The organism is uncultured Agrobacterium sp., from assembly GCA_913777615.1.
GTDB lineage: Bacteria > Pseudomonadota > Alphaproteobacteria > Rhizobiales > Rhizobiaceae > Agrobacterium.
Map to the genome: position 1 here is coordinate 73,732 of CAJYTK010000018.1, position 17,902 is coordinate 91,633.

At 58.4% G+C, this 17,902-nt stretch carries 15 protein-coding genes; 3 read left to right on the forward strand and 12 right to left on the reverse strand.

Annotated elements, in window-relative coordinates:
• Nucleotides 1-3 precede the first annotated feature (3 nt).
• Nucleotides 4-2,499 carry a DNA ligase D gene (gene ligD / locus QZ862_RS16955; RefSeq protein WP_296101088.1) on the forward strand — a complete coding sequence of 832 codons (2,496 nt, stop codon included), beginning with the start codon at nucleotides 4-6 and terminating at the stop codon, nucleotides 2,497-2,499.
• 15 nt (nucleotides 2,500-2,514) lie between these two features.
• Here the strand turns inward: ligD and QZ862_RS16960 are convergent, their stop codons facing one another.
• Nucleotides 2,515-3,297: a Ku protein gene (locus tag QZ862_RS16960; RefSeq protein WP_296101089.1), complete on the reverse strand. Its 783-nt coding sequence runs from the start codon at nucleotides 3,295-3,297 to the stop codon at nucleotides 2,515-2,517.
• A gap of 76 nt (nucleotides 3,298-3,373) precedes the next feature.
• Nucleotides 3,374-4,045: a phosphoribosyltransferase gene (locus tag QZ862_RS16965; protein ID WP_296101090.1), complete on the reverse strand. Its 672-nt coding sequence runs from the start codon at nucleotides 4,043-4,045 to the stop codon at nucleotides 3,374-3,376.
• A gap of 148 nt (nucleotides 4,046-4,193) precedes the next feature.
• Here QZ862_RS16965 and QZ862_RS16970 point away from each other — a divergent pair, with 148 nt between their 5' ends.
• Complete coding sequence (locus QZ862_RS16970; protein WP_296101092.1) at nucleotides 4,194-5,366, forward strand: M20 aminoacylase family protein; 1,173 nt, start codon at nucleotides 4,194-4,196, stop codon at nucleotides 5,364-5,366.
• A 6-nt stretch (nucleotides 5,367-5,372) separates the two neighbouring features.
• Here the strand turns inward: QZ862_RS16970 and QZ862_RS16975 are convergent, their stop codons facing one another.
• The 7 genes from QZ862_RS16975 to QZ862_RS17005 form a co-directional block, all read right to left on the reverse strand.
• Complete coding sequence (locus QZ862_RS16975; protein WP_296101093.1) at nucleotides 5,373-7,166, reverse strand: adenine deaminase; 1,794 nt, start codon at nucleotides 7,164-7,166, stop codon at nucleotides 5,373-5,375.
• Nucleotides 7,163-8,089: a nucleoside hydrolase gene (locus tag QZ862_RS16980; protein ID WP_296101094.1), complete on the reverse strand. Its 927-nt coding sequence runs from the start codon at nucleotides 8,087-8,089 to the stop codon at nucleotides 7,163-7,165. Before QZ862_RS16980 ends, QZ862_RS16975 begins: the two co-directional genes overlap by 4 nt.
• Nucleotide 8,090: 1 nt before the next feature.
• Complete coding sequence (locus tag QZ862_RS16985; RefSeq protein ID WP_296101095.1) at nucleotides 8,091-9,116, reverse strand: ABC transporter ATP-binding protein; 1,026 nt, start codon at nucleotides 9,114-9,116, stop codon at nucleotides 8,091-8,093.
• The gene (locus QZ862_RS16990; protein WP_296021087.1) at nucleotides 9,109-9,888 is read right to left on the reverse strand and encodes an ABC transporter permease; all 780 of its coding nucleotides are present in this window, start codon (nucleotides 9,886-9,888) and stop codon (nucleotides 9,109-9,111) included. The genes QZ862_RS16985 and QZ862_RS16990 overlap by 8 nt, the downstream gene beginning before the upstream one ends.
• On the reverse strand, nucleotides 9,885-10,712 hold the full coding sequence (locus QZ862_RS16995; RefSeq protein ID WP_296021083.1) for an ABC transporter permease: 828 nt from the start codon (nucleotides 10,710-10,712) through the stop codon (nucleotides 9,885-9,887). Before QZ862_RS16995 ends, QZ862_RS16990 begins: the two co-directional genes overlap by 4 nt.
• 85 nt (nucleotides 10,713-10,797) lie before the next feature.
• Complete coding sequence (locus QZ862_RS17000) at nucleotides 10,798-11,820, reverse strand: ABC transporter substrate-binding protein (RefSeq protein WP_296101096.1); 1,023 nt, start codon at nucleotides 11,818-11,820, stop codon at nucleotides 10,798-10,800.
• Nucleotides 11,817-12,884, reverse strand: coding sequence for a LacI family DNA-binding transcriptional regulator (locus QZ862_RS17005; RefSeq protein WP_296101098.1), 1,068 nt, complete (start codon nucleotides 12,882-12,884; stop codon nucleotides 11,817-11,819). The genes QZ862_RS17000 and QZ862_RS17005 overlap by 4 nt, the downstream gene beginning before the upstream one ends.
• A 309-nt stretch (nucleotides 12,885-13,193) precedes the next feature.
• Between QZ862_RS17005 and QZ862_RS17010 the strand changes: the two genes are divergently transcribed.
• Entirely contained in the window at nucleotides 13,194-13,718 is a 525-nt protein-coding gene (locus tag QZ862_RS17010; RefSeq protein ID WP_296101099.1) for a flavin reductase family protein, read from the forward strand.
• A gap of 129 nt (nucleotides 13,719-13,847) precedes the next feature.
• On the opposite strand, the gene QZ862_RS17015 is transcribed toward QZ862_RS17010, so the two are convergent.
• The 3 genes from QZ862_RS17015 to QZ862_RS17025 all read right to left on the reverse strand — a co-directional run bounded on the left by QZ862_RS17015 (nucleotide 13,848) and on the right by QZ862_RS17025 (nucleotide 17,853).
• A complete protein-coding gene (locus QZ862_RS17015; RefSeq protein ID WP_296101100.1) occupies nucleotides 13,848-14,291 on the reverse strand; it encodes an Rrf2 family transcriptional regulator in 444 nt (147 codons plus the stop codon).
• A 284-nt stretch (nucleotides 14,292-14,575) separates the two neighbouring features.
• On the reverse strand, nucleotides 14,576-16,867 hold the full coding sequence (locus QZ862_RS17020; protein ID WP_296101101.1) for a cellulose synthase: 2,292 nt from the start codon (nucleotides 16,865-16,867) through the stop codon (nucleotides 14,576-14,578).
• Nucleotides 16,858-17,853, reverse strand: a complete 996-nt coding sequence (locus tag QZ862_RS17025; protein WP_296101115.1) for a glycosyl hydrolase family 8 — start codon at nucleotides 17,851-17,853, stop codon at nucleotides 16,858-16,860. The genes QZ862_RS17020 and QZ862_RS17025 overlap by 10 nt, the downstream gene beginning before the upstream one ends.
• Nucleotides 17,854-17,902 lie beyond the last annotated feature (49 nt).

The following is a 17,902-nucleotide window of genomic DNA, read 5'->3' on the forward strand; positions in this document are numbered from 1 at the left end:
TCCATGGGCCTTCAAACCTATAATCAGAAGCGCAAATTCGACAAGACGCCGGAGCCGAAAGGCGAAGCGGCTGCCACCGCCGGCAACAGTTTCGTGGTACAGAAACACGATGCCCGGCGGCTGCACTACGATTTCCGCCTGGAAATGGACGGCGTGCTGAAGAGTTGGGCGGTGACCAAAGGCCCGAGTCTCGATCCGAATGAAAAGCGGCTTGCCGTTCATGTCGAGGATCATCCGCTAAGTTATGCGGACTTCGAAGGCACCATTCCGAAGGGACAGTATGGCGGCGGCACCGTTATCGTCTGGGATCGCGGCACCTGGTCTTCAATCGGCGATGCGAAGAAGGCCTATCGCAAAGGCCACATGGAATTCGAACTCGACGGCGAGAAGCTGAAGGGCCGCTGGCATCTGGTACGGATGAAGGGAAAACCAGACGAGAAAAGGGAAAACTGGCTGCTGATCAAGGCGCATGACGAAGAGGCCAGCGACACAATCGATCTGCTCGACAAGGCTGCCGATTCCGTCAATACCGGTCGCAGCATCGAGCAGGTGGCGAAAAAACCCGAGGACACTTGGAATTCCAAGCCGGTGTCTTCAAAGGCCAAAAGCGCGAGGACCGTCAGCAAACAGGTGCATGATTTCCCAAAGGGCAGCCGCAAGGCTGCAATGCCCTCCTTCATAAAGCCCGCCTTGGCGACCTTGAAGAACTGGGCGCCGGAAGGATCTCGCTGGCTGCACGAAATCAAGTTCGACGGGTATCGTCTGCAGGCCAGGATCGAGAAGGGTGAAGTCGTGCTCCTCACCCGTAGCGGGCTGGACTGGACGGAGAAATTCGGAGAGGCCATCCGCCAATCGCTCGCCGCACTGCCGGTGGAAACTGCCATCATCGACGGCGAACTGGTTGTCGAAAAGCAAAGTGGCGTTTCCGACTTCTCCGCACTTCAGTCCGATCTTAGCGAGGGTCGGCATGATCGTTTTCGCTACTACCTCTTCGACCTGCTCTATCTGGATGGCCGGGACCTGCAGGAAGCGCCACTTGTGGATCGCAAGGCGTTGCTGGAAAAACTGTTACCCTCCGACGACCCTGTGCTGCGCTACAGCGCGCATTTTCAAGAGGACGGAGAAAAGGTTCTCCAGAATGCCTGCTCGCTTGGACTGGAAGGTGTCATCTCTAAGGTCGCCGAGTCTCCCTACGTCTCCGGGCGCAAGGGACAGTGGATTAAGTCCAAGTGCAGCAGCGGTCAGGAATTTGTCATCGGAGGCTATACGCTGTCTTCCTCATCGGACGAGGCTATCGGCTCTCTGGCGCTTGGCGTTTACGAGAATGGCAAGCTTCGGCATGTCGGCCGGGTGGGAACCGGCTTCACCGGCGCGACCGCAGAGATGATCTTTAACAGGCTCAAACCTCTGACGCAGACAGAAAGTCCCTTCTCGCAGAAGCTTACAGCACTTGCCCGGCGCGATCTTCACTACGTCAAACCGCAGCTTGTCACGGAAGTCGAGTTTCGTGGCTGGTCCGGCGATGGCAATCTTCGCCACGCCTCCTTCAAAGGATTGCGCGAAGACAAGGCACCCAAGGAGGTCAGCCGGGAGATAGAAGACGTAACAAAGTCTAAGACAGGTGGCGCAACACAGACACCACAGACGAAGATCAAATTCACCCATCCCGAGCGGGTCTATTGGCCGGATCAGAAGACTACCAAGGCAGACCTGGCCGACTATTATGCCACGGTGTGGGAGTATATTGCACCCTACGTCACAAATCGCGCACTTTCCCTGCTCCGCTGCCCGGAAGGGATCGACGGCCAAACATTCTTCCAAAAGCACCCCTGGCGCGGCATGAATAAAGCGATCGGTTCGATTAAGGACCCGAAAGACCGCGCGGGCGAACCGCTTGTGGTCATCAGCGATTTCGATGGCATGATGGCGCTCGTTCAATCCGCAGTGCTTGAAATTCACCCTTGGGGTTCGAGCACCAAGGCTTGGGAAAAGCCGGACTTGATCACCATGGATCTCGATCCGGGGAAGGACGTGGTATGGAGCGCGGTGGTCGAAGCCGCGCTTGATCTCAAATCCCGGCTGGAAGCGGCGGGGTTGGCAGCATTCGTAAAGACTTCCGGCGGCAAGGGCCTGCATGTCGTCGTACCCCTTGAGCCGAAGGCGGGCTGGGCCAAGGTAAAGAGTTTTGCGAAAAAGCTTGCGACTGACATGGGCAGAGATGAGCCGGATAAATATCTGGCTGTCGCAACGAAGGCCAAACGCAATGGTCGCATCTTCATCGATTATCTGCGTAATGGGCGCGGAAGCACGGCGGTCGCACCCTATTCCACTCGTGCGAGGGCTGGCGCGACTGTGTCGATGCCGCTCGAATGGCCCGAGCTTTCCACTGTCAAAGGACCGGCGGAGTTCAACGTGAAGAACACGCCGAAGCACGTCAAGGAGAGGAAGACAGACCCATGGGCCGAATTCTGGGCATCCGCCAAGCCGCTTCCTGGTTAAGATGAACGTGGATTTCTAGGACTGTAAGCTCTTCTTCAGCGCGTCCATGATATTGATGACATTGCCGCCCTTTTTCACCGGCCCTGGCGAGGTCTTTGTCTTCGACTTCGGCCCGCTCTTCGCTTTTGTCTTCAGCAGCTTCTGTACCTTTTTCTGCACGGTATCTTGTACCAGAGACGGCTTCCAATTCGTCAGTTGCTTGTCGATCTGCTTATCCAGCGCCTCTTGCAGCTCTTTGTCGATCTTTATCTTTTTGTCGATCGTATCGACGGCCTCGCGAACCTCGTCGCCATAATGCAGCGTCCAGAGGATGATGCCCTTGCCCGACGGCTCCAGCAGCACCGCGTGCTCGCGGCGGTAAAGCACCAGGCGGGCGATGCCCACCACCTTGTTGGCCTTCATCGCTTCACGAATGACGCTGAAGGCTTCTGCCCCGATCTTGTCTTCCGGTTTGAGAAAGTGCGGTCGATCGTACCAGATCCAATCGATGGAGCCTGCGGGCACGAAGGTCTGGATATCGATGGTTCTGGTGCTTTCCAGGGCGACCGCATCGATCTCGTCATCCTCGAGAAGCACGAAGTCACCGTCCTCCTTCGGGAAACCCTTCACCTGATTTTTTTCCGCTACGGGCCGGTGCGTGACACTATCCACGTAGCGGCTTTCCACGCGATTTCCGGTTTCGCGGTTGATGACGTGGAAACGGATCTTGCCGCTTTCAGAGACTGCGGGCGTGAGTGACACCTTTGCCGTGACAAGCGACAGTCTCAGGTGACCTTTCCAGAATGTCTGTCTCGGCATGGAAACTCCTCGGAGGCGACGATTTCTTCCAACAGCCTCTTCTAATCCCCGGAGCGGAGATGAAGTTCCCCGACTATCAGATCCAGCCCTCTCCTTCTTTCTGCAACAAAGGCGTGGAGAAGGCAGTACGGACGCGCAGTGGCCACTTTTGGTCGAGCTTTTCCAACGCCTCTCGCCAGCGCTCGGATTGCAGCATGGCAGCACCAACGACGACCGGCTCGATACCGGATGCACCCAACAGGGAGAGGCCCGCGACAATGGAGGTACCGGAGGAAATAACATCGTCAATGAGCGCCACGCGCCTCCCTTGCAGAAGCGGCAGCATGCGGGGATCGACATAGAGGCGCTTTTCCTGCTGCGTCGTAATGGACGACATCGGCACCGAGAGCGCATCGAGATACCAGAATTTCCGCGACGTACCGAGCGGTACATAGCGTGAATGGCCGAGGCGACGCGCCACTTCGCTTGCGAGCGTCAGGCCAAGGGTGGGCAATCCCACGACCACATCCGGTTCGAAGGCCTTCAGCTTGGCAGCAAGATCATCCGCCAGCACCCCCAGCACCTCGAAGGAGGCCTGATTGATAATCAGGGAGGCCAGCGCATGCGCTCCATCGGCAAGCGGACGGATCGGCAAACGCAGTTGCCGCCCATCGTCCAACGTCACCGGGTAGAAGCCGACCTTCGTTCCTTCGGTGGGAAAGCTGCCTGGCTCATGTAGCTCCTGCCAGAACTCGTGAGGCTCCATCATGCGTCTTTCCCCATCATTTGTTTCCTCAACATCGTCTGCATTCCTGTTAAATTTCCTATTAAATTCAACGTACTTTTGCACTACAAATACCTCTGATATCCGGGCAACACTGCTCGGCTTCCACACACAAATCCCAAGGACTTCACTGATGACTGCGTCGATCATGACCGCCGAAGAGCTTTCCTATCTGACGGCGCTGCGTCGCGATCTGCATGCCCATCCAGAGCTTGGCTTCGAAGAGGAGCGGACGAGCCAGATCGTCGCCTCGCTGCTGGAGAAGGCGGGAATCTCCGTCCATCGCAGTCTGGGGATCACAGGTGTGGTCGGCACGCTTCAGGTGGGAAACGGCACGCGCCGGATCGGGCTGCGCGCAGACATGGACGCCCTTGCCATGCCTGAACTCGCGGAGCGACCGTATAAATCGACCAGACCGGGCAAGATGCATGCCTGCGGTCATGACGGACACACCATCATGCTTCTCGGTGCTGCCCGCGTACTTGCGCAGACCAGAAACTTCTCCGGCACCGTACACTTCATTTTTCAGCCTGCGGAAGAGGGTCGCGGCGGTGCCAGGAAAATGGTCGAAGACGGGCTCTTCGAGCTTTTCCCCTGCGATGCGGTCTATGGTCTGCACAATATGCCCGGCCTCGATACTGATGAGATGGCGGTGGTGGAGGGGCCGCAGCTTGCGTCTTCCGACAGCTGGCGCGTGGTTTTCAAGGGCGTCGGTACCCATGGCGCAAAACCGCATCTCGGGCGCGATCCGATCACGGCCGCAGCAAGCTTTCTCGCTTCGCTGCAGAGCATTGTCGGACGTGTGGTCGATCCGCTGCAACCCGCAGTCGTCAGCGCCTGCTCGCTTCAGGCGGGGGATCCGAATGCGCTGAACGTGATTCCCGATCTCGTCCATATTGGCGGCACGGCCCGGGCCTATGCGGCTCATGTGCGCGATCAGTTGGAGGAAGAAATCGGCCGTCTGGCGCACGGCACTGCATCGATGTTTGGCATTGAGGCCAATTACGAATTCATCCGCCGCATCCCGCCTGTGGTCAATGAGGCGAGCGCGACCGAGCGCGCATTGAAGGCGGCGCGAAGCGTGTTCGGAGCCAAGGTGCGCACGGCCTTTCCGCCGTCCACTGCCGGTGACGACTTCGCTTTCTTTGCCAGCGAAGCACCGGGCTGCTACGTGTGGCTGGGCAACGGACCTGCCGTGGACGGCGCACTGCACCACAACACCTCCTACGATTTCAACGATGATGCGATCGCATCCGGCGTTGCCTTCTGGAAAACGCTGGTGGAGCAGGAATTGGCGGCGCAATAGCCGCGTTTACGCCAGAACCTCGAGTATCGGCGTTTCCAGTAGCTTTCCCGTCAGCACATCGGCAATGCCCATATCGGTCTGGTGCGGGCCGATATTGCACGCGAGCGTCGCGCCAAAGCAGGCCTTGAAGACGAGATAAGGCGGCTGCCACTCGACCACCTTGCCGACAGCCTCTCGCACCGCTTCGAAACCTGCGGCGACCTCGGTCAGTGGCGCATCGGACACAAGACCGGAGAGAGGTAGAGGCAGCAGAGCCGTCACCTTTCCGCCGGAGGCCACAGCCATACCGCCGCCCGCCGTGATAATCGCGTTGGCAGCGAGTGCCATATCCGTCTCGTTATCGCCGAAGACCGTCAGGTTATGACTGTCATGCGAGACGGTGGTCGCGAACGCGCCATTCCAAGTTCCCCATCCTGTCAGAAAACCTATACGCGTCACAGGCTCAGCCTTACCATGCCGGTGCGTGACGGAAATCATCGTTGTTGCCTCTGGCGGCACAACGAAGCCATCGATCACATCGGCTTCGATCTCTCCCGATTGGGTGAAGCGGGGTTTATCGATGGTGGCAAGACGCACGCGCTTTCCCTCGCTCTTCACCCGGAAATCCTGAGGCGAGCGCAGCGACAGCTTCATGGAATGTTTCAAGGGCGCCGCATCAACCGTGGGGACATCAATGATCATCCGCCCCTGTTCGACAACCGGCGTGCCGCTGACCAGGACATGGCGGGCGGCAAATTGCGTCAGATCGTCGAAAACCACGATGTCGGCCCGGCGGCCCGCAGCTACAAGACCGAGATCGTTGCGCTGAAGGCGCGCGGCGGCATTGAGTGTCGCGGCCTGCAAAGCCCATTGCGGACGAAGACCGTAGCGCACCAGCCGCCTTACCACATCGTCCAACCCGCCACCCTTTAATAGATCGTCCGGGAAGACGTCATCGGTGCAGAGTGTTAGCGTAGGCGGCAGATGACCGAGCTTATTCAGGGCTTCGACAAATTCCGGCAGCAGATGATCGTGCGAGCCGCGCAGCTCGATCGTCAGACCGGCACGCAGCTTCGCCATCAAGTCCTCTGCCGAGGTCAGTTCGTGATCCGAGCTGACGCCGGCGGCCATGAAGGCGTTGAGATCGGCACCCGCCAAGCCACGCGCATGTCCGCAGATCAGCTTGTCGGCATGCAGTCCTTCCTGCAGAATAGCGCTCATGCGCGGATCGCGATCAATGACGCCACGCATATTCATGACTTCAGCAACACCACCGACTTCCGCCCAGAAGAGAATTTCGGCGAGCGCAGTCGCATCGAAGTCGGCACCCGCCTGCTCCAATCCGGGCGCCGACGGCACGCATGAGGGCGCAAGCAGGATTGTGCGCAGCGGCAAGCTGCGGCTGGCCGTTGACGCCCAACACATGCCATCCAGGCCATGCACATTGGCAAATTCATGCGGGTCCCAGACGATTGTCGTGACACCCTTGGCCACCACCGCCGCAGCATAAGCCGCCGGTGTGACCATTGAACTTTCGATATGCATATGCGTATCGATCAATCCCGGCGCGATGTAACCGCCGCTGGCGTCCAGCACGTGCGCCGCATCCTGCCGAGAGCCGGAAGAATGGACACTCGCAATCAGCGGGCCGACGAGGCCGATGTCAGCTGGCCGCAATTCGCCGGTCACGACATCCACCAGAGTGCCGCCGGAAATCAGGATATCGAAAGGCGCATCACCCCGCGCTGCTGCGACGGCACGAATGCGCAGATCCGCGTCATTCATGCCATCGCGATCGACAACGATCGACGTTTCGCTCATCGGCTTGCCTCTTGCAGAAGCGCGCCAAGAATGGCCTCTCGCGCAAATTCAGCATCGACGCTTTGCGCATAATGGGCATTGAAGCGCTCGGCATGGGCAGGCCGCGCCTCCACAACCGTTCGCCCTCGGGTAAGAACACCGTGCAATTCAATATCGATACGGGCCTGTTTCCAGGTAACTCTCTGTGGAGCGACGATGGCAACGGCAGCGCAAGGATCGTAAAGCGCCATGGCGTCGCGTCCCCGGCTGATGGCGATATTGATGAAGCCTTCCAGCATGTCGGCCAACAGCTTTGCGTTTTTGCCGCCCGCTTCACGGATAGGGGTTACATCCGAAAGGGAGGCCGTTACCTTGCGGCAGAAATCGAGATCGACCATGCGCAACGGAAGTTCGTGTGAGATAACAATCGCTGCGGCTTCCGGATCGGCAAAGGCGTTGAATTCGGCAGACGCGGTATGATTGCCAAGCGTAACGCCACCGCCCATCCAGGTCAGTTCGGTGATGCGGGCAGCAAGCTCTGGCTTGGCAAGACAGGCCGCTGCGATGTTGGTGAGAGGGCCAAGCGCCAGGATGCGCTTCTCCCCTTCCCCATCGGCCAGCCACTGGCAAAGAGCTTCGAAGCCATCGGACGCGAACAGATCATCCACTAAGGGAAGCGTGGTGCCGACGGTCGGAATACCGGTTTCGCCGAGAATGCGCTGTGCAGTTTCGATTTCACCCAGCACGGGCTTTTCACGCCCGGCATGAATTGGAAAGCGCCAGGAAAAGGCGGACGCCGCGCCGGCAGCGTTCCTGCGCACCTGATGGAGCGGCGCGTTGCCGAAGACCAGCGACACACCGTCGATCGGCAGGTCCGATGCAGCCACCACCAGAATGGCAGCGATATCGTCGAAGCCCATATCGGTATCGATCCAGAGGCCCATCTTAGCTGAACACCTTCAGGCTGGCCGCCTTTTCAATGGGCAGATCGAAGGCCAGACGTGCGCCGATTTCATGAGCTGGCAGGGCTGCATCGACCTCGGCCTTAATGGTCCCGAGCGCGCTGTCCAGCAGATATTCGCGGCTGCTGCCCGCAAAAGACGTGCCGCGCACGGTTCCCTCAAAAGGACCTGAACCGAGGGTTACCATGCGCGGCCTCCATGCCAGTCCCGCCGTACTCGGAACCTGGCCAGAAAGCGTAATGCGTCCAGCGTCTGTCTTTAGCGCCGTGCCTTCCAGACGGAAAATATTTTCAAAGCCGACAAAATCGGCAACGAAGGCCGAAACAGGAGCATTATATATTTCTTCCGGCGTTCCGATCTGCTCAATCGCGCCGTTCTTCATCACAACTATGCGATCAGCCAGTGCCAGGGCCTCCACCTGATCATGCGTGACGAAGATCATTGTCACGCCCGTTGCCTTCTGCACACGCTGCAACTCGGTGCGCATTTCCAGACGAAGTCGCGCATCGAGGTTGGAGAGTGGCTCGTCGAGTAGCAGGACTTTCGGGTCCATGACCATGGAACGGGCAAGCGCCACGCGCTGCTGCTGACCGCCGGAAAGTTCTGCCGGCTTGCGCGAGGCAAAGCTTGAGAGACCGACAGATTTAAGGCCCGATGCCACCTTCGTATCAAGATCACTGCCTTTCATGCCCTTCAGCCGCAGACCAAAGGCGACGTTCTCATAGACGCTGAGATGCGGAAAGAGCGCATAGGATTGGAAGACGAGACCAACGGCGCGCTTGTTGGCGGAAACGCGCGTAATGTCCGCGCCATCCAGATCGATACGACCGCCTGCAACCGGCATCAGCCCGGCAATCGCACGCATCGTGGTGGTCTTGCCGCAGCCGGAGGGGCCGAGCAGAGCCAGAAGCTCGCCCTTGCGGATATCGAGATTGAGCTTTTCGACGGCCATTGTGGAGCCATAAGCCAGCGAAAGGTTCTGCAGCGAGAGGTATTGTGCGTCAGACATAGCGGGAGAATCCCAGAAAACGTTCGGCCATGAAAACGATGCCGATGGACAGGAAAGCGAGGAGCGAGGAAAGAGCGGCAACCGACGGATCGAAGACGATTTCCATATAGCCCAGCATGTCGATCGGCAGCGTGCGAACGCCCGGCCCCGACAGGAAGAGCGAGACCGGCACCTGATTGAAGCTGGTGACGAAACCAAGAATGAAGGCCGACAGAATGCCGCCCCGGATGTTCGGCAGCACGACACGGAAGAAAGCACCAAGCCGCGACGAGCCGAGCAGCACCGCAGCCTCTTCGATATCCGAGCGCAAATTCGTCAGGCTGGCGGACACCACTCGCACGGCATAGGGAAGGATCAGCGCGGTGTGTGCGAGGAAAAGGGCAAGCGTAATGCCGATGCCGAAAGGCACAACGAAATAGCGAAGCAATGCCAGACCGACGATGATTCCCGGAACGATGATCGGAGCGGAGACGACGGTGCGGATCGTTTCCGAAAAGGGAAGTTTGTAGCGAGACATGGCATAAGCCGCCGGGATGCCAAGCAGGAGTGCTGCGAATGTACCGCCAATGGCGAGGAACATCGACATGGCGAAGCTGTCGCGGAAGCTTTCCACCGTGAAGACCTTGGCGATCCATTTCAGCGAGAAGCCCTGCGGCGGGAAGGCCAGCGTATCGCCGGCCGAAAACGAGGCGGCAACGATGATCAGGAAAGGCCCGATCAGAAAGCCGATGACCAGGACAAGGGTCAGGGGAATGAAGAGATGGCGGGTCATTTCCTGTTCCTTGCCGTTGCAATGCGCTTGAGCAGGATATTGGCCGCAAAACTCATGACGATCAGAATGAAGGCAATGACGCTTGCAGCGACGAAATTGTTGGACACCGTCACCTGCTGATAGAGCAACGTTTCCAGCATCAGGACCTTGGATCCGCCGAGGATGGCGGGTGTGATGTAGGCAGTGAGCGAGCCGGTGAAGACCAGCGTGCCGCCAACGACGAGGCCCTCTTTGGTCAGCGGAATGATAACCTTCCAGAACACCTGAAACCAGTTTGCACCCAGAACCCGCGAGGCGGCCACTACATCGCGCGGCATGTTTTCCAGCGCGCTGATCAGCGAAATGATCATCAAGGGCAGGAAGAGTTGCAAAAGTCCGATGAACACCGCCGTTTCGCTAAAGAGGATACGGATGGGACTGTCGGTCAGACCGAGGAATTTCAGCGCCTCGTTGACGATACCGGTGCGACCGAGAATGACGATCCAGGCATAGGTGCGTGCCACCGGCGAAATCATCAAGGGCAGAATGACCAGATTGATCATATGTCCCTTGGATCCTGGCGGCAGGCTGACGATGGCAAAGGCCGCAGCGTAACCGATAACGGCCGAAACGGCCGTCACCAGCGCTCCGAGCTTTAAAGTGCGCAGAAACACCGCTTGGTTCAAGGGATCGGAAAAGAAGCTCGTATAGGCTTGCAACGTCCATCCGTCCGCAGAGCGAAAGCCTTCCGACAGCAGAATGAAAACGGGCACGAGAAAAACTGCCGCCGCAAAGATTGCGGCGGGCAAGGCAAGTACAAAAGCCTCGGTCCGATTTTGAAACATGGCTGTGTGTCCTCAAGGGTCCATCAGCAAAAAGACGCCATCCTGGAAATCCGGATCGGATCCGAGGTTGACGCCCAACTGCAGATTATTGCCCCACCTTCGCGTTCCACTCGGCAACCCACTTATCACGGTAGTCGAGCGCCGTGGCTGATGGGATGAGCTGGAGACTTTTGACCGTTTCCTCACCATAGGTCAGATTGTTCGCCACCTCTTCGGAAACCTTGACCTCCTTGTTGGTCGGGCTATCCACCAACTTGTCTGCCAGCGCCTTCTGCGTTTCGGTCGAGAGCCAGAAATCCATGAATTGCAGCGCCAGATCCTCGTTCTTCGTACCCTTCGGCACGACGAGCACGTTCATGCCGCCTGTCTGGCCTTCCTTGGGCGTCGCCCAGGCGAGCGGCAGATCGAGCTTTGTGAAAGGCGCCCAGGAGAAACGACCGATGGGTGCTGCCCAGATTTCTTCCTGCTGCATCAGCTGCACCAACTGCGACGACTTTACGTAGAAAGTAACGATATCATCCTTCTTGGCGCCGACGGCCTCGATCGGTCCGCCGAGATCCGGCATATCCTTATCCAGGGCCTTACCAAGCATATAGAGTGCCGGCGGACCCTGATTGGTGGTGACATTCGGGAAAGCGATGTGATCGACCACACCATCCTTGAGAAGATCGGCCCAGCTATCGATCTTCATCTTGTCCGTCCGGTAGACGATGGAGGTCGCATAAAGATTGACGCCGACGCTCATGCCATCGCCATTCGGATCTTTGGCAATGTCGTAGAGCTTGTCGATGTTCGGCACCTTGGCCGTGTCGATCTTTTGGATCAAATCCTTGCGTGCAGCGGACAATGCATCCGCCATCGAGACGATGGCGAGATCGACGACCGGATTTGCCTTGTTGGCCTCCATCTTGGCCAAGCGCTCGACGCTGTTGCCGGTTTCGACGACGAGTTTGCAGCCGCACTTCTTTTCGAAGGGCGTGTAAACCAGTTCCTTGAACTCGTCCTGCGCGAAGGCATAGACGGAAATCGTCAATGTCTTATCCTGCGCCTGAGCGACACCGAGGGACAGCATCAGGGCCGTTCCCGATGTCAAAATGATCTTCTTCATGTGTGTTCTCCAGCTGTGAGGGGTCTGTCTTCAGTCTGCTTCTTGTTATTGGCGGCGGAGGAGGAACGGCGAATGACGAGCTCCATGGCCACTTTGGAAATATCGGCGATCACGCCCCCCGTCTCGGGCCGGAGCGTAGGGTCTTCGGTGTCGATGGCGCGAACGAGCGCTGCGATCGCAGCATCGGCAATGCGCGTCATATCCATGCGTACAGTCGTGAGCGACGGCGTGACGACCGGCGCAAAGATAAGATCATCGAAACCGGTGACGCTTGCCTGCTCCGGCACCGCAATCCCTTCGTCCTGAAGTTCGGTCAGGACACGCAGCGCATGCAAATCCGACGCAGCGGCAAAAGCGGTAAAACCTTCCTGCACCTTATCGGCAACACCGAGCCGACAGCCCTCACCCCTTTGGTGTTCGAGCGGTGCGATCCAGAGCGTTTCGCTACGGGCCGATGCGGAAAGACCGGCGCGAATTCCTCCAACGCGATCGTTCTGCACGTTGGAATCCGGATTTCGGGCAATGATCACGACATCCCGGTGGCCGAACCCGGCAAGGTGGCGGCCGATTTGCACGCCGCCGTCCCAGTGATCGGCGGCAACGGTGTTGCCAGGCGTGGAGGGAGAATCGATCACCGCTACCGGGCAATCGACATTTGCAATCCTGGTGCCGCGGCGTGGAATGACGACCATGGCTTCGACACCGCGCTCAATCAGCCGGTTGATCGCTTCTGTCTGCTTGGCGACCTCACCGTGGGAGTCCGCAATCAGAACGCCATAACCGGCATTTGCCGCAGCCTTTTCGATAGCTTGAGCGATCTGAGGAAAGAGAGGATTGCCAATATCGGGAAGAACGAGGCCCAGAACGCCGCTTCGTCCGGTACGTAGCGCCCGCGCAGCCGGGCTTGGCACGTAGCCGAGTTCAGCCGCCATGCGACGTATCCGGTCCGTCAGCTCCGATGATACCCTGCCCTTGCCGGAGAGCGCGTTGGACACAGTGGCGCTCGAAACGCCGAGGGCGGCGGCAATCCCGGTCAGATTTGCGGCAGGCTTTTGCGAAGCCATCACTCGTCGCCCCTGCTAACTCTTGCTTAAACGTTTAATCACGTTATTCGAAACAAGCCTTCTTGTCGAGTCGGGGCGCGTGAATTTTCGATTCAAGTAGAGAGACATCAAGGTGAGTTGACGTGCGACCTTGGTCCTCAGGTGGATGGGATTCCGAGCACGCTTCGATATGCAAGCGCTACGGTAGGAGCCAGTCGCACACAGATCATTCTACAAAATCGATCAACAAAGAAATCCTTTGGCTGTGGCCCGCGCAGCGACGTTGCTAGCTTTAAGCTGTTCAAGGACGGACGCTGAAAGGTGGAGACGATGACAGCGACAGTGACTTACATACATGAGGAGCGAGAGAATATCGCTCGCGAAGCGGCAGACCTGAAAACCGCCATGCGCCAGGTTGCGTCGGGCGTCAGTATCATCACGGCAGGTCATGGCAGCTATCGTACGGGCGCAACCGTCACCTCAGCAACGGCGCTGTCGACGGAACCGCCGACGATGATCGTCAACATCAACCGATCTTCTTCCACATGGCCGGTCATCGCCCGCTTCAACCACTTCTGCGTCAATATCCTGTGCAGCGATCAGGAAGCGATTGCGTCGCGCTTTGCGGGCTTGGGTGGTTTTAAGGGTGCTGAACGCTATGAGGGGGCGGACTGGTTCGAGCTTGAAAGCGGAGCGTCTGGTTTGCGCGGCGCGCTTGCGGTGATCGATTGCGCCGTCGAAGATGTGGTGGAGCGCCACACCCACGCCATCGTCATCGGTCGGGTGCTGTCCATCACCCATAGCGAAGGACAAGCGCTCGTCTACCGCGCGGGTCAATATTTTCCTGTCGGTTAGGTGCTAACGCTCAGAGCGCCGGTATCCTCCTAAACGCACATGGGACGCTCAGTCGCCTTTAATCGGCACACTGTGCTTTAGAAAAATTGGCTTCGATTTTCGGGCCGATGCTGTCGAGATCGTATTGCCTCAAGCCGTCTTGTTCACCGATTTGTCGCCGGTGTTCAGTACGAACTGCTCGAGCGTCATGGTGTCGAGAACCGAAGCCATGGCGTCCCTGACATCCGTCATCGAGCGCCGGACCTGACAGATCTCCGGGTCGGAACAGTCTTCGCAAGCTTCGAAGGCCGTACGGCTGGCGCAACGGATGGGGGCAAGCGGTCCATCAAGCGCACGAATAACCTGGCCTATGTAGATTTCAGAGGCTGGCTTCGACAGCGCATAGCCGCCGCCCGGCCCCTTCTTGGACCGCAACATGCCTTCGTTGCGAAGCTCAAGCAAAATCGCATCAAGGAATTTCTTCGGTATATTGTTACGGGAGGCAATATCGCTGACAAAGGCGGTCTGGCCCTTGTCGAGACCGGCAAGATCGATCATCGCTTTCAGGCCGTATTTTCCCTTTTTTGTCAGCATTGCGGTCTTTCATCAAAAGTTGTTGCTTGCAAATCGGCTGACCCCATCGCTCGTACTGGTCATTCACGCATTGACGGTCAAAAACGCGTTCGAACGTTCGTACGAAATAACCCTGTCCAGCCAGCCTGCGGTCACGAGATTCACGCCGAAACAGAAAATCCGAAGTGTGTTTCACACGATGAAAGATCGCAACGCTCTTCCAGCTGACTTTAAAAACCACATACTGTTCCCGACATGAACTTTCAATGAATTCCATGAAAATAGTCGAATAGGTGGACGCTGGCTTATCCGCCTTGTGGGCCGCGGCTCGGACGCGCGTCGCGCGCTGCAGCCAGACCTCGAATGGCATCGGGATTTCCGGTTGCTGCAGTTGCCTCGAAAACCTGGACTGCCTCGCCATACCGGTTCATATTGAGATAGGCATAACCACGAATGACCATCAGATCGATGCGCTCGCTGGCGTACCTCGCCCGCTGATCGAGAAGGATGAGCGCTTCCTCGTAATGTTTGTTACGATAGGCTGCGAGCGCACGGTCGGTGAGGATCGCGACCTGCAGCTCCGTTGCCTTTTGCCGGTCCATCGATGATTTCGTGGCCGACACCGCTGCATTGTCGGTCAGCCCCATGCGAAGATAGGCAAGGCTCTGGCCATAGGCGGCATCGCTGCGGGTTGTGGGCTCCCCACGTTTGATGGCGACGGAGAAAGCCTGTGCCGCTTCGGCTGGTCTGTTCACCTCCATCAAACACCAGCCCTGTTGCAGCGCGCCTTGCGCGGACAATGTTTCCGGATTGGGATGGGTTGAACATCGTCCCGGCCTGCGCCCAGTCCGAACGTTCTGTGCCTGACGCGGCATTGCCGGTTCGTAGGCGACCGGACCGGTGGGTGGTGATACGAGGCGCGACCCTTCGGCGACTGCCCGTGAGGATGCCTGGACAGGTGCGGGCGCCGTTACCGCCGGGTTGGACGCAATAACGCCCGTCTGGGCCACAGGGCGGCCGACATCGAGGATGCGCTGGGATTTGGACCCCCATTGCTGCTGAAGACGGCGAACCTCTGCGATATCATTGAGCTCTTGATACGTCAGCGCAAGACCATAAGCCGAAGGCTCATCATCCGGCTTCCATTGTAACGCCGTTGAAAACCACTGCTGCGCCAGTTGCGGCTGCTGGAAGGCGCGAGAGTACCAGCCAAATTCCTGTGCGACTGCCGCGTCTTTCTGCGCCACCGTTTCTGCAGCGATACGCTGCAACACATCCGGCGCCAGAACGACTGGTGGATCGAGCGCCAGAAGGTTCGCAGCCGCCGCCAGATAGGTCGCACGCGCGCCATCCGAAGAGTCGCGCCATTTAAACATGATCTCCTCAGCCTCTCGCGGCTCTCCGCGCGCCACCAATGCCAGCGCGAGTCCTTCCGAAGCCGAAGCGGAATCGTCAACCTCTCTTGCACGGCGGAACCACTTTTCCGCATCGTCCATCTTCTCACGCTCGACATTGTACCACCCAAGCAGAAGCGCATCGCTTGCAAGCTTGTTGGTTTCCGCCAACCTTTCCAGACGGGACAGATAGGCAGGCGGCACAGTCACCTTGGGATCTTCACCAGCCTTCGCAACGAACTGGCGTGCGAGGTCGTCCTTTAACGGCTCGAATTCGAGCTGGCCGTCAGGCCCAGGCTTCTCACGAGACAGAAGATCTTGGGTCATTGAAATCGGCAGCAGTTCCGAGGCCTTTTGGACCGTCGCGAGACGTTCAGCCGGATTTTGGCAGTTGCTGAGCACGTAATTATAGGCGTCACGCGCACGCTCCGGCTTTTCGACGCGGACAAAAGCCTCCGCCACGCGCCAGAGCACATCGACCTCGCTGCAGGTCAACAGACCGGGATTTTCAGCAGCGACCCCGATCACCGCATTATATTGCTTGAGATCCGATGCGTTGACGAGGCGCTGGCGGGCCTCGGCAAGGTCCAGCATCTGCTTGAGATTATCCGGCGGCTGCCATCCGGCTTCGGCAGCCTGACGATCGGCAATCGCCTTTCGCGCTTCGGAGTAGCGGCCACTGGCGTAAAGCTGCCACATCGCCTCCAACTGCGGGTCGCCGGTCGGAGCGGCTGCCGCAGGATCGGTGGGCGGCGTCCAGTTTGGATAAAGGGCTTTCAAGCGGGCAATTTCCGCTTGCAGACGTGCCGTATCGCCGCGCGCGGCAAAGTAACGAAGCGCACTTTCATCCACCACCGGTACGGTTTCGCTAGCGACAGGCTGTCCGGACTGGACAGTGCCTGGGCTGGTGCGCGGCGGCGATGGCGCATTGTGTGGCGCCTGTGAGACATCTACAGATGACGCCGGCGGCGCGGAGAGAGTGGTGGAGGATTCCGCCGGCCTCTGACCCGAGGTCAGCGGGGCGGTACTCTTTTGCGCATTTCCATTGCCGAGTTCGGCGGCGAAAGCCCCTGTTTTATGTTCCGAGGTTGAATGAACGCTCTTCACCTGACCAAGAAGCTCGTCGCGCGACTGATACAGTGCGACGGCGCACAGAGACAGCACGGCAGCGGAAAGCAGAAGTGGCTTCTTGTTCATAGGCATTCCTGATTCGCTTGCGCTACGAAAGACAAAGCCAAGAGATGCAACGTAGATGGATAATAAAGTGTTGACGTGTAGTTTAGAAGTTCTGCCGGAATGGGCTTTTTCGCGGCCTTGCAGGCCAGAAGAGCAGGCATGATCCGGTAGCCCGCATCCGAAAGCACATCCTTGGCCGCTCCTGATTTCAGGTCGAAGGTCGCGATATCTCCACCCTCCAGCGACATGCCTGCTGCCATACGGATGTAAAGATCGGGCGAGCCGACACCGCCTCTCACGAGATAAAGTGGAATACGAACGGAATTGTAACCGAACTCGCTCGGGAACCCATCGGCAGGGCGGGGTTTGGTCCGGACTGACACCCAGTCGGCAGGCAATTTGCGCGGGCCAAATGCAAAACCGTTAAGAGCGCTCAAACCGTCTGCCGAAAGCCTGTCCCAGACGGGCGAAGGCGCAAGTTCGTTCAGCAGCGGAAACGCCTCGAAGATATAGTAGGATGGGTTGGTGACCGGCCCGTCCTGTCTGTCGCGGTCTGCGAAGCCCGACACCGCCGGAAGCAGCAACGTCCTTCCGCCCCGCTCGATAACCGCCTTGTCAAGCAGCGCCTTTGCAATAACGCGACCGGCCTCTGCAAAATCCTGGCGTCCCCATTGCCGAGCGGCAAGGGCAAGCGCCTGTGCAATGAGAATATCGCCGTCCGTTGCGTTGTTGATATCGGAGACATGCGGCTTGGATTGCGGATCCCATTTCCAGGCGGCGAGGCCATCATCCCGAATGAGAAGTTCCGTCCTTGTGAAAGACCAGATCAACTCGAACGTGGCGGGATCGTCCGCAAGAACCGCAAGCCACATGCCATAGCCTTGTCCCTCGCTATGGCTGATGCCGTTATTGCCGGTATCGACAATCCGTCCCGAGGCATCCAGAAAGGCTGCGCGATAGCTCTGCCAATCCGCTGCATCGATAGATGCGGCCCTGCCGCTTAACGGAACCATCGCGATCCCCAGCAGCACTATCGTTTGGAGGAATTTTAGGACAAATCTC

Excerpts from the sequence above, each read along its gene's own strand:
- QZ862_RS16980 (WP_296101094.1), bottom strand. The coding sequence starts at position 8,089 with ATGGGCCTCTGGATCGATACCGATATGGGCTTCGACGATATCGCTGCC.
- ligD (WP_296101088.1), top strand. The coding sequence starts at position 4 with ATGGGCCTTCAAACCTATAATCAGAAGCGCAAATTCGACAAGACGCCG.
- QZ862_RS17000 (WP_296101096.1), bottom strand. The coding sequence starts at position 11,820 with ATGAAGAAGATCATTTTGACATCGGGAACGGCCCTGATGCTGTCCCTC.
- QZ862_RS16960 (WP_296101089.1), bottom strand. The coding sequence starts at position 3,297 with ATGCCGAGACAGACATTCTGGAAAGGTCACCTGAGACTGTCGCTTGTC.
- QZ862_RS16995 (WP_296021083.1), bottom strand. The coding sequence starts at position 10,712 with ATGTTTCAAAATCGGACCGAGGCTTTTGTACTTGCCTTGCCCGCCGCA.
- QZ862_RS17005 (WP_296101098.1), bottom strand. The coding sequence starts at position 12,884 with ATGGCTTCGCAAAAGCCTGCCGCAAATCTGACCGGGATTGCCGCCGCC.
- QZ862_RS16985 (WP_296101095.1), bottom strand. The coding sequence starts at position 9,116 with ATGTCTGACGCACAATACCTCTCGCTGCAGAACCTTTCGCTGGCTTAT.
- QZ862_RS17010 (WP_296101099.1), top strand. The coding sequence starts at position 13,194 with ATGACAGCGACAGTGACTTACATACATGAGGAGCGAGAGAATATCGCT.
- QZ862_RS17020 (WP_296101101.1), bottom strand. The coding sequence starts at position 16,867 with ATGCCTATGAACAAGAAGCCACTTCTGCTTTCCGCTGCCGTGCTGTCT.
- QZ862_RS16970 (WP_296101092.1), top strand. The coding sequence starts at position 4,194 with ATGACTGCGTCGATCATGACCGCCGAAGAGCTTTCCTATCTGACGGCG.
- QZ862_RS16975 (WP_296101093.1), bottom strand. The coding sequence starts at position 7,166 with ATGAGCGAAACGTCGATCGTTGTCGATCGCGATGGCATGAATGACGCG.
- QZ862_RS17015 (WP_296101100.1), bottom strand. The coding sequence starts at position 14,291 with ATGCTGACAAAAAAGGGAAAATACGGCCTGAAAGCGATGATCGATCTT.
- QZ862_RS17025 (WP_296101115.1), bottom strand. The coding sequence starts at position 17,853 with ATGGTTCCGTTAAGCGGCAGGGCCGCATCTATCGATGCAGCGGATTGG.
- QZ862_RS16990 (WP_296021087.1), bottom strand. The coding sequence starts at position 9,888 with ATGACCCGCCATCTCTTCATTCCCCTGACCCTTGTCCTGGTCATCGGC.
- QZ862_RS16965 (WP_296101090.1), bottom strand. The coding sequence starts at position 4,045 with ATGATGGAGCCTCACGAGTTCTGGCAGGAGCTACATGAGCCAGGCAGC.